Source organism: Bifidobacterium pongonis, from assembly GCF_019331805.1.
GTDB classification, from domain to species: domain Bacteria; phylum Actinomycetota; class Actinomycetes; order Actinomycetales; family Bifidobacteriaceae; genus Bifidobacterium; species Bifidobacterium pongonis.
The window spans coordinates 1-11,985 of record NZ_JAHBBE010000047.1 but is presented as its reverse complement, the minus strand read 5'-3'; the positions used below and the strand labels follow the sequence as shown (position 1 = coordinate 11,985).

9 protein-coding genes are annotated in these 11,985 nt (G+C 47.8%); all 9 read left to right on the top strand.

Annotated features, from left to right (window positions below; translation table 11 throughout):
• Positions 1–288 precede the first annotated feature (288 nt).
• The 9 genes from KIH75_RS09355 to KIH75_RS09315 all read left to right on the top strand — a co-directional run bounded on the left by KIH75_RS09355 (position 289) and on the right by KIH75_RS09315 (position 11,624).
• Positions 289–1,815 (top strand): sugar transferase, encoded by a 1,527-nt coding sequence (locus KIH75_RS09355; protein WP_219056450.1) that lies wholly within the window; start codon positions 289–291, stop codon positions 1,813–1,815.
• A gap of 104 nt (positions 1,816–1,919) precedes the next feature.
• A complete protein-coding gene (locus KIH75_RS09350) occupies positions 1,920–3,074 on the top strand; it encodes a glycosyltransferase family 1 protein (RefSeq protein ID WP_219056449.1) in 1,155 nt (384 codons plus the stop codon).
• Between the two features lie 320 nt (positions 3,075–3,394).
• The gene (locus tag KIH75_RS09345; RefSeq protein ID WP_236028227.1) at positions 3,395–4,690 is read left to right on the top strand and encodes a glycosyltransferase family 4 protein; all 1,296 of its coding nucleotides are present in this window, start codon (positions 3,395–3,397) and stop codon (positions 4,688–4,690) included.
• A 32-nt stretch (positions 4,691–4,722) separates the two neighbouring features.
• Positions 4,723–5,862: an EpsG family protein gene (locus KIH75_RS10385; protein WP_420829195.1), complete on the top strand. Its 1,140-nt coding sequence runs from the start codon at positions 4,723–4,725 to the stop codon at positions 5,860–5,862.
• A gap of 54 nt (positions 5,863–5,916) precedes the next feature.
• Positions 5,917–7,161, top strand: a complete 1,245-nt coding sequence (locus KIH75_RS09335) for an oligosaccharide flippase family protein (protein WP_219056446.1) — start codon at positions 5,917–5,919, stop codon at positions 7,159–7,161.
• Between the two features lie 30 nt (positions 7,162–7,191).
• Entirely contained in the window at positions 7,192–8,295 is a 1,104-nt protein-coding gene (locus KIH75_RS09330) for a polysaccharide pyruvyl transferase family protein (protein WP_219056445.1), read from the top strand.
• A gap of 19 nt (positions 8,296–8,314) precedes the next feature.
• Positions 8,315–9,334: a nitroreductase family protein gene (locus KIH75_RS09325; RefSeq protein ID WP_219056444.1), complete on the top strand. Its 1,020-nt coding sequence runs from the start codon at positions 8,315–8,317 to the stop codon at positions 9,332–9,334.
• 238 nt (positions 9,335–9,572) lie between these two features.
• On the top strand, positions 9,573–10,169 hold the full coding sequence (locus KIH75_RS10380; protein ID WP_420829194.1) for a helix-turn-helix domain-containing protein: 597 nt from the start codon (positions 9,573–9,575) through the stop codon (positions 10,167–10,169).
• A gap of 363 nt (positions 10,170–10,532) precedes the next feature.
• Positions 10,533–11,624 (top strand): acyltransferase family protein, encoded by a 1,092-nt coding sequence (locus KIH75_RS09315; protein ID WP_219056442.1) that lies wholly within the window; start codon positions 10,533–10,535, stop codon positions 11,622–11,624.
• Positions 11,625–11,985 lie beyond the last annotated feature (361 nt).

The following is an 11,985-nucleotide window of genomic DNA, read 5'->3' as shown; positions in this document are numbered from 1 at the left end:
TTCCGTCTCCTGGCTTCCAATCGCGGTTTTTTGTTTTGGCGAATGAAAATCGTACACAGGACGCGGGCCATGCCCTCCTGCGTCAGGGCCGGAATCCGAAAGTGCGCAAGATTTCGGACGTTATCCACGTTGGAACCAAGTTTTAAATAAACCTCAACGTGACCTTGCGAAACTATAAAAGAAGACGGTACATTGGCTGAGAGAACGTAAAACGTTGTACGGCCTGATGGGTAACTTATTTACCGCCCCCCCCCCTATTTGGTGCGGGGAAGTGATTGGAGAAGGAAGATGACGCAAAACAACAACATGAAGATGAGAGAAACATCCCAGCACAGGGTAACGAGCGTTGCATATTGGCGTTTTTTCGTCAACATCGCATTGACGGCTTGTGATATGGCTTCCTTCATTCTTGCTTCCGTTGCCGTACTCGTGTTGCGTGGCGAAGTCGATCTGCATTCCTCCCGGTTCCATTTCGATATAGCACTGCCATGGTATGTGCTTGTCTGCGCGGTGATCTGGGTATTATGCATGAACGCCGTGGGTGTGTATCACCGGCATGTGATGGGCGACGGCTACCAGCTGAACCTGCTGCTGTTCAAGGGCGCTGTGTTCGCCGGCATCATGATCTGCGCGATGGATTTCATTCTGAACGCATACCTGTCGCTGATGTCTACCGCGCTCTGCCTGATTTGCGCGCTGCTGCTCACCATGATCGTGCGCTTCGTTGTTCGCCGTGTTGTGCTGTTCAGCCGTGAGAAGGGCGAATACTCCTATGCCACCGTGGTTGTGGGATCGGCTGAAGGCATCGAGCATGCGTTGCAAATTCTGAGCCAGAAGCGACAGCTGAACTACCGGCCTGTAGCGGTTTGCCCGATTGCATTGGATCCCAGCAACGGCCACGTCAAAGGCATCGCCTCTTCCGAAGAGTTCAAACGAAGCGTGCGTGAAATCTGCGGCAAGGATATTCCTGTGCTGGTGTACGGCCCCAAATTCGCGGAACATGCTGTTGCGATGGGCGTTCAGACGGTGATGGTCACGGATGTGATGCAGCGCTTCTCCGACAATTTCAACACGTTCGTGCTTGATGTGGAATCCATGAATCTGGAGATCGCGGTGGTCACGTCCGCGGTGGATGCCGGTGGCCATGAGACTCAGATTCGTGTCATTCAGGGCACCACGGTGATGACGATTTGCCTGCCGCAGTATTCACCGGCGGCTATGCTGCAGAAGCGTATCTTCGACATTGTGGTATCTGCATTGGCTATCGTGGTTTCTTCGCCCATTATGTTGGCTGTGGCTCTTGCCATCAAACTCGAGGATCACGGACCTGCCTTGTATACCCAGGAGCGTATCGGACTGCGAGGGAAGCCTTTCAAGATTCATAAGTTCCGTTCGATGTACGTGAATGCGGACGAGAAGCTTGCCGAGGTGGCGGCCGCGAATGGTCTGGAGATTGGTGCGTGCGTCAAGATCAAGAATGATCCGCGTATTACCAAGGTTGGACGGTTCATCCGCAAGACGAGTCTTGATGAGCTGCCTCAGTTCTTTGATTCGTTCATTGGCACGATGAGTGTGGTAGGCCCTCGTCCGCAGCGTCAGTTCGAAGTCGATGGCTATGACCAGGTGTATGCCACTCGATTGCTGGTCAAGCCTGGCATTACAGGACCTTGGCAGGTTTCTGGACGTAATGATCTGAGTGATGAGGAAAGCCATCAGTTGGATGTCGGATACGTGCAGAGCTGGTCCGTATTGGGCGACTGTGTGATTCTGCTGCGTACCGTTGGAGCAGTGTTGAGCCACAATGGAGCATATTAACCATATGATCGTCTTAGAAGGGGCGGGCAAACAGTAGTATGAGAACTGCCAAGCGCTCCTTGTGATAGGGCCTACGGAGAAGACGGAGAAGAATAAGGATTGGCATGTTGGTTACAAAGCAAACGCTAGTTGACTGCGCTAACCAGGAAGCAGACCGCCAAAAACCTATTCGTGTTGCGCAAGTTGTCGGCAAGATGGGTGGCGGTGGCGTGGAGTCTGTGGTGATGAACTATTATCGCCACATTGATCGGAGCAAGATACAGTTCGATTTTATTATTGATGCAGATTCGACTCTTGTGCCGGAAGAGGAGATTAAGGCTTTGGGCGGTCGCGTCTTGCGTATTCCGCCGTATCAGCACCCGATTCGTTACCGACGTACGCTTGTCAAGCTATTCAAAGAGGAACAGTGGCGGATTGTGCATAGTCATATCACCACGATGAGCGTTTTCCCCTTATCAGCAGCGAAGAAGGCCGGTGTGCCAGTTCGTATTGCGCATTCGCATTCCACTATGGGTAGGGGTGAGTTTGCCAAAAATCTAATGAAGCTTGCGTTGCGTCCGTTTGCGAACATTTACCCTACTGAGCGTTTCGCTTGCAGCCAGTATGCAGGTGAGTGGCTATTCGGCAAAAACGCTGACTTCACTGTAATTCCTAATGCTATCGAACTTGACAAGTTTCGTTTTGACTTGATAACAAGACAGGAGATTCGTGAAGAGCTTGGTCTTTCGGACGATGCGTTCCTTATTGGTCACGTCGGCAGGTTTATGCCACAAAAGAACCAGGCGTTCTTAATTGATGTACTTGCTCGACTTTTGTCGCAAAACACGAATGCGATGCTTGCCTTTGTCGGTGATGGCTCAGATAAGGCAGCTGTACAGCAGCGTGCTAATGAGCTTGATATTGCCGACCATGTATTGTTCCTTGGGCAGCGCTCCGATGTGAATAGGCTTTACCAGGCGTTTGATGTGTTCTGCTTGCCTAGTCAGTACGAAGGTTTGCCGCTTGTGGCCGTAGAAGCTCAAGTGTCCGGATTGCCTTGCTTGGTTTCAGATAAAATCACTCGCGAAGTTGATTTATCCGGTTTGGTGAGGTTCATGCCAATCGATGATCCTAATATATGGGTGACTGAGCTATCTAAGCTTAATCCGGTGCCACGTGTCAGGGATGAACTAAGTGCTGATTTCAGCGCATACGATATTTACCAAAGCTCCCAACGACTGACCAGTCTTTACGAGTCCTGCAGCCGTATTGCCGTCTGAAAGCGAATGAAGCCATGAATCAACTCATTTCTGTTACGGATGGAGTGCAGATTACAAATCTGTTGGCTGCTAAGAAGGCCGAGATGCCTGGCGGGTTGGCATCCATAGGAAACTTATTGCGTCTGTCTTTCGGTAGGGCGGGTATATGGGAAGTGCCATGGTTGAAACTACGAAAAGAAGCTATCGTTGAGTAGAGAAAGTCGTACTGAGAGAACTGCCGTCGCGGGCTGTGAAATTCAGGTTAGCGTTGATCAGCTAGCTAACCGCCGTGAGACTTTGATGTGTGGCTATGAAACTGCAGTAAGCGGAAAGGAATGGGTATGAGTGAGCATAATCCTCATGTGGCAGTGATTACCTCTGGCTATTTGCCTGTGCCCAATGTGCTTGGCGGTGCTGTGGAAGCACTGGATATGATGATGGTACGTGAGAACGAATGTGATCCACATTTCGATTTCACGGTGTTCTCCTCATATACAGAGGAAGCGCAACGTGTGGCCGATGAGGGTAGGTTCGCCCACACACGTTTCGCCTTCATCAAGACGCCATGGTTTGTGAAGGCTGCTGATCGTTGCATATATGCCTTGGCTAAGTATGTGTTGCGCAAGAAGAAATTGATGAGCTACCGGTACATCGCGCAACGACTGTGGTATATCCGCAAGGTTTCAGCGGTATTGGCTCGCGAAGACAAAGATGGCAAAGCGCCCTTCGATAAGGTGATGATTGAGAATCATGCTACCTTGTTTATGACCATGCAGAAGCATAATAATGCCAATCGTTACCAGGGTCGTGTCTATTACCATCTGCATAACGAAGTGCTTAGCGATTTCGGATGCAAGAATGAAATCTCGCGTGTGGCCAAGGTGCTGGGCGTTTCAAACTATATTGTGGGGACTCTTGACAAGTTCCTGCGCGAGCACGGTGAGCCTGGGCTTCGTGAAGATCAGAAGGCAGTATGGCGCAATTGTGTTGATACGAAGAGATTCGGTTCGGAAGAAGCTGATGAGAAAGCACAGTTTTTCCGTAAAAAATATGGCATTGATAGGAATGATGTTGTCTTCCTGTTCTCAGGACGCCTTACTCCAGAAAAAGGTGCAGAGGAACTACTTCGAGCTTTCGGTGAAGTTGCAGAGAGATTTCCCAACGCGAAACTTGTAATTGCTGGAGCATTTTTCTTTAATTCGAATATTGTGAGTCCGTTTGAACAAAAGCTACGAGATTTGGCATCAAATCCCGGTGTGAAAGACCGTATTATTTTCACTGGTTTTGTGGATTACAATGACATGCCTGCCATCTACGCTATGGCTGACGTATGTGTGCTGCCGTCAATTTGGGATGATCCTGCACCTCTGGCGGTAATCGAGAGCCTAGTTTCCGGCAAACCGTTGATTACCACGCGCTCTGGAGGTATTCCGGAGTATGCTGATGAGAAGGATTCGATTATTCTAGAACGTGGTGAAAATCTTTCTGAACGTTTGTCTGAGGCAATGATTGAGCTAGCGAGTAGTCCTATGAAATGTGAAACGATGACGGCTAATAAAAAAACATTGCGACTTCTATATAGTAAACAGGAATACAATAATCAACTGTTTAAATGCATGTGCGGTGAGTGTCAATAGGATATTTGCAAGAGAAGCGAGAGTTAATCCTAATGCCTTTTAGCATAGTCATTTTCTTGTATATTATAGCTTACTGTATTACAGAAGTTATGATAACTGCAGCAGAGAAGAGTAGTGGTAGTAAATCGTCGAATAAAATTCTTCTCATAAGATCAGTGGTTTTTCTGCTAGCTGTAGGCGTAATTTATTATCATGTGGAATGCGTTAGATATGTCGATTATGATAGAATGTCAAATGAGATGAGTCTGTCGCTCACTAAAGGCGTTTCCTATCTGTTTGACACGTACAGTGTTAATCCTCTGTCTGCAGTACCTCTCGTTCTGGTTTCGAGAATTGGAGCTTTCCCTCTTCTTAAAAGCGTGTCCGCATGTGTTTACTATGGTGTTCTTCTGTATGTTGCAAGGAAACTTAGAGAAAAATGTGGTGCTTTTGGATCAATTCTATCAGCTCTATTTTTCTTGTGCACAGTTGATCTATCTTATCCGGCTGACGCTATAAGATTTCCGATTGCTTCAGCTATTTTTGCTCTCGCATATATAGGGTATTTTTATTTCTCTTTTTCTTTGAGCAAAACAATTATTTTAATGCTGATTAGTTGTCTTTTTCATGTGTCAATGTGGCCGTTTTTTATTGTATTTCTATGTGTTCTTTTCTTTAGAAGAAGACTTTTTCTAGTTGTCTTGTCGATTGTTCTCCTATCCTATTTTCAAATAGTCAATTCTGTATCTTCGTTGGTGGCATCGATAAGTCCTGAACTAGGTTGGAAGCTTCAATTGTACTTCGAAATTGGCGGACAACACTATCAATCCTTAATTTCAAAGGAACAGATTCTTTATCTTTTCTTTATATTAATTTGTTGCATTGTGCTTTTTTTTGTGAAAAAAAGAGTGTTGAATGAGACGTTTGGTCAGCAGGATATATGTTATATATTATACTGTTGTTTCGTGTTTGGCTCGGTTCAAAGTAACGTCATTTTCCCTAGATATATTCCGTTTATAATTTTTATATCTATTCCGATTGTTGCTATTTTTTTTGAACCCTATGTCAATAAAGGGTATAAGAAAAAAAATGCTTACATTGTTCATTTTGCTTTCGTTTCTTTTGCTCTAGTTTTGGTGGCTGGTTTGGTATTAAGATTCGCGTTCAGCTATGTTCCGTTCTATATTGCATAATTGTTATATGCTGTATAAGTATTACGTAAGAAAATATGATGTTGGGGATGAGAAATGAAACAAGATAAAACACATTCGCGTGTTTTTAAGAACGCGCTGTTCCTATACGCGCTTACATTCTCAAACTATTTCGTCGGCTTATTGCTGCTGCCGTACCTTTCTAGGGTGCTTAGCGTGGAGAAGTTCGGTGTAATCGGGTTTGCGACATCATTTTGTCTGGTGTTTCAGATGATTGTTGAGTATGGTTTCCAACTCTCGACCACGGCAACTATCTCTGTGCACCGAGATGATAAGGCCAAGATGTCACGAATCATTTCGACAATGACATATGCGAAGCTACTTTTGTCGTGTGTCTCGTCATCCGCGTTTCTGGTGTGTGCGATGTTCGTGGATATGCTGCGCAATCACTTCTTGGTCATACTGTTGTTTTTCATTGATTCAATAGTAAAGGCGTTACTCCCAGATGCTTATTTCAGAGGCATTGAGCGTATGAGGGATATCACAATACGAGCGGTGTCTGTGAAATCCGGAATTCTTGTGGCGACGTTGTTGTTTGTAAAGAGCGATGACACTCTTCTGATATACCCTACTTCGATGATCGTTTTCGATACTATCGCACTACTGTGGGCGTTCCTATTGCTCCGGCACGATGGTCTGAAAGCAACGGGAACCACCATTGGGGAGATTCTTGGAGCATTGAAGGATAGCTTTTGGTTCTTTGTATCTCGCATATCTGTGAGTATTAACGGATCTCTCGGATCCATATTCCTTGGTATGGGATATAGCCCCGAGTCAGTAGAAATGGGTTTGTATTCCGGCGCAACGAAGCTTTCATCTGCTGGTGAGCAAATGATTCCACCGCTGGGTGATGCGCTTTATCCCTCGATGGTCAACAAAAAAGATTACAAAATGTTTTACCGCATAGTGCTACGAGGCGGTATCATATGGTTTCTCGCGTGTGCGCTGGTAGAAGTATTGGCCACGCCGCTGTGTGTACTGATTCTCGGTGAGCAGTACACAAATGCGGGTGGGCTCCTGCGGATACTGATAGTCGGTGTGTTCTTCGGATACTTCAGCTTCATGTTTGGCTATCCTGCGCTTTCGCCAATCGGAAAGGCTACTTGGGCGAACGTAGCGATTATGGTCAGCGCAATTGTGAATCTCACAGCTTGTACAATACTGTGGCTGACCGGGAACATCACGCCGTTGACAGTGTGCATGGTATTTTCCAGTACCAATGTTACGACCTTTATTGTGCGATTCAGCGCATTTATGAAATTCAAAGAACTAACGAGATAAGCCATTTTATGGCGTAAGGATGGAAAGAAAATGTCTATAACCTCTTACACCATCACCTGCAGTCGACCGACGAATTACGGTGCTGTTTTGCAGACCTATGGTTTGAACACCGCACTACGCAAGATGGGTGTGGACGCCAAGGTGTTGGATTACAACCCCAAGTACTACTACACTTCCACACAACCATTGCCCATTCGTATGGTCCGTGCCGTCGTTCGTTTCCCCGACCTGGCCAAGGGGCGTAAAGTGTTCGGCAAGTTCTTGGAAGACTATGTACCCATGAGTGCTAGGACTTACCGCACTCTTGCTGAAATTGAGGCTGATGTGCCTCAGGCTGATGTCTACATTTGTGGCAGTGACCAGATTTGGAATTGCAAGAACAAGCTTAACGGCAAAGACGATGCGTTTTTCCTGTCGTTCGCACCTGCGAGGGCTCGGAAAGTGGCGTATGCCGCCAGCATTGCCATGCCGGAGATTCCGGATAATCAGAAGGCTCGCTATCGTAAGTTGATTTCCGATTTTGACGCTGTGTCGGTACGTGAGCCGTCGTCGGTGCCGATGCTTGAGGATCTCGGCATTGACAATGTGCAATCCGTTATTGACCCGGTGTTCTTGCTGGAACGGGACGATTGGGATGTCATTGCCAACGCCAGTGATTTCACTCCTACTGAAGACTATGTGCTGGTATATGGATATAACCGTCAGAAGGATGTGTATACCTACGCGCGTCGACTTGCCAAGAAGCTGTGTGTGAAGGTTTATACTATCGGAACCGCTATCGAAGATTACACGTTGGACCAGGATCGATACTTCTGGAATGCTTCACCTAACACCTTCGTGAATCTGATTCGAAATGCCAAAGCGGTGGTAACGAATTCCTTCCACGGCACCGTGTTCTCTATCGTGTACAACAAGCCATTCCACTTCTTTACCGTCAAGCAGACCACAAATTCGCGTATGCTTGACCTGCTGGATTCCCTGGCATTGAAGGACAGGCATGTCGTTGATGGCGAATTGTTGAGCAATGACATCGACTATACGCAGCCAAACGCGCTGCTTACTGTATTGCGTAAGCAATCGCTGACTTATCTGCGTGGTAATGTGCTGGAATCTTCCAAATCTACAGTTTTTTAACTTTAAAGGAGTCTCGGTTATGAACTGGAAAAAAATTGCAGAGAAGTGTACGCCAAAGCCGCTTATGGTTCTTCTTAAAAACGTGCGTCAAAGTATATACCTGTATCGAGATTCGTGGCGCCAAGCCAGACGATTTAATCGTAGCTACTCGCGCGTGATGCCACGTGAACGGGTCAGGCTCGATACGAGGGTGATGTTCCTCAGCCATCAAATAGAAAAAGGCTTGAGTCACCGTAACTTTCGCTATGGATTCGGCAAAAAAGTATTTAATGAACTTCCGCAGTTGCTTACGCGTTTAGAACAAGTGGATCCGGAATTTGCTAGCAATACTGTTTACAAGGAAAGCCTTGCGGCGCTTCATGAGTACATGCAACGCCATCTTGATGCGGGGAAAGATGTTTCATGGCAGAAGTCATTATTCACTACAGATCAGTGGCGACGTATCATGGAAGCCAAATCAGACGACGGCGGAAGTATAGTTATTCGGAAAATTGACAAGTCTGGCAACAAGGATCTTTCTTATGTTGCATTGAGTGAAATGAGACATTCGGTTCGCGAATTTGCTGATGAAGCGGTTTCGCTAGATGAGATTCGGCAAGCGATTCAATTGGCTATGCGTACGCCATCAGTGTGCAACAGACAACCTACCCGAGTGCATGTCATTCTTGACAAGGAAATCATTGCAGAGGCTCTTCGTATCCAGGGTGGTGTTAATGGGTATCCTATTCCACCTGCTTTGCTGATGATTACGGCTGATTTACGTGCGTTCATCACATCCTATGAGCGTAATGAAGGGTACACGGATGGTGGTCTATTCGGTATGTCTTTGTTACTGTCCTTGGAATACATGGGAATTGGAGCATGTCCTCTCAACACCATGTTCACGGCAGTGGCAGAGAGGAAAACTCGCAAGCTTTTGCGTCTGCCTGATAATGAGGTTCCTGTCATGTATATTGAGGTTGGTCATTTCCTTGATGAAACACGCACATGCCATTCTGCACGATTCAATGGTGAGGATATTACTTCAGTCTTGCAGTAACTGTTTTCATATTATAGTTATATTTGAATAAATAATAAGTGCAATATGAGTGATTTTTGTATAAGATTTGGTAGCTATTCCTGTTGTGCTGTTTGTGCTACGGCCATATGATTTTGAACGGTTTGCTTCCATTTCTAAAGCTGCAGTCCTCAGAGTAATCCGAATTTATGTAATAGATTCATTGAAATGGATCTTGAATTTTCATTTCAAGTGCAACGGTCGGGAATGGCAAGGGCCCATGGGTTCCCGATACGATGGTGCTTGCGACAGACAACCAGGCATCGGAGGACACATGGGCCGGTACACACATCTTACCCTGTCGGAGCGCGAGGAGATCATGCTGATGCGGCACGAGGGCAGGAGCCAGGCCGAGATCGCCAGGGCGACGGGCAGGGACAGGTCGACCATCAGCCGGGAGATGCGCAGGAACTCGTTCCCGGTCGGCGCGGGGCGCTGCTACCGGGCGTCGACCGCGCAGCGCTCCTACGAGGCGCGCAGGCTCTCCTGCGTGCGTCCCAGGATCCTCGACGACGAGGGGCTCGCCGGGCTCGTCACGCGGCTGATCGTGCGGGAGCGCTGGTCGCCCGAGCAGATCGCCGGCAGGATCGGGGTCGAACGGACGGACATGTCGACGGCCGCGTCGACGCCCATGCCAAGCGTGGCGTGGCCGACGCGGAGACGGCCGCGCTGGCGGCGCAGTCTTCCATTTCGCGCTGTCCCGCCATCCCCGGCGGCGCGGCACCAACGAGAACACCAACGGCCCGGTCCGCGAGTACTTCCCCAAGGGCACCGACTTCGACGCGGTCGGCGACGACCGGGTCCGGGAGGTGTATGATGCGATCAACCGCAGGCCGCGCAAGCGACATGGTTTCAGGACGCCCTACGAGGTCCACTATTCGCAGACGTTGCACTTGCTCTGAAAATTCAAGTCTCAAATAATACTCTTAGGTGAAGAAAACAACTATTGAATTTGTGAATAGGGGAGTGCCGTGAAAGAAATCTGCTGAGTCTCCATGTCTATCTAGACTTACTTCTAGTAGGAATCGTGAGATTGTGCATGAGCATACGCTGACGATTTTTATGTGTTAAAGATCATTTTCAAAATTTTGGATGAATAGATATAAAATGTTGCTTGTGGGTTCGTATGAGGGGACTGATTCGTCTCTTGCGAATAGGGGGCAAGTGAGGGAGGCGTATCATGACGAGAAGCACTAGACTGACTGCACTTGATTCGCTACGAGGCTTCGGCATTCTACTAGTTGTGTTGGGGCATACATCGCAATCCGCTGGACTGATACATTGGATTTTCTCGTTCCATATGCCGTTGTTTTTCATCATCTCAGGCATGTTGTTCCATGAAAGACAATTTCTCGACTCGGTTAAGAAGAAAGCTGTAAGGCTTCTCGTACCGTATCTGTTCTTCGGAACTATAACCCTCGCGTACTGGGCTCTCATCGAACGACGTCTCAGGGGAAGCAATGTATCCGTCACGAACGCATTGGCGAACATTCCTCTCGCTCGTGCTGGAGTCGATGATTATCCGCAGAATGCGGTGCTCTGGTTTCTGCCCTGTCTGTTTGTCACAGAGATGCTGTTCCTCGGGGTTTTTACCTTTGTCAAATCAAAGAAATTTGTCCGGCATGATTGGACTGTTGCTGCAACGCTTGCCGTGATCAGTTTCCTCTCAATCATGGTCATGCATTCCTTCGATCTGCCGATTGAGCAGTTCCGTCTTCCTTGGACTCTTGATATCGTGCCCTTCTCCATGCTGTTTTATTGCATTGGCTACTTGTTGAGTCGTTTTCTCATGCCATTCATGCAGAAGGCCAGGTTGCAGACATTATTGCGTGTCGTCTATGCCGCTATTGGTGTGGCAGGGCTTTGCCTATTGTGGGCGTTCGATGAGTTGACCGGACTAAGCGTCAACCTCAATGGTGCAAGTACCAGCAATCCATTTTGGATGCTATGCGCAGCATTGCTTGGTTTTATATCGTCGCTCATGCTTTGCATTGCTATCGACTGCCGGCTGCTGCAGTTCCTTGGCAGGGTATCGCTTACCATCATGTGTGTACACGAGCCAGTGAAACGAGCGCTGATTTTTGCTATGGCGAAAATTCTTGGGATGAATACGGATGCACTGCGAGCGAATCTTGCGTGTGCGATGCTGGTGGCTGTTGTTACTGTAGCTATCTGCGTTGCTGTTCATCTCGTCATGGACAGGTTCGCTCCCGTGTTAATCGGCAATTCCCGACACAATCCGGTTTCGCAAGACAAGGCAGTGCAAAAATAGATAGGAACGTCTGTGCTCTTCAGAGCAGATGACGGGTGATTACATCTGCTGTTTCAAAGGGGTTTCGTGTACACGGGATGCCAGGGATAATCTCTTTCGAACGGATTGGCGTTTCCGTGACTATTCCGAGTCGTCTCCTCCAAGTGGGTGTTTTGGGCGCTCTGGCGCCCTTTCGCAGTTGCTGAGCGTGTGCCTCTCTAGTTTTTCGGCAGGTCCCTTCGATACTGTCGATTCCCGATAACGTCCGAAATCTTGCGCACTTTCGGATTCCGGCCCTGACGCAGGAGGGCATGGCCCGCGTCCTGTGTACGATTTTCATTCGCCAAAACAAAAAACCGCGATTGGAAGCCAGGAGACGGAA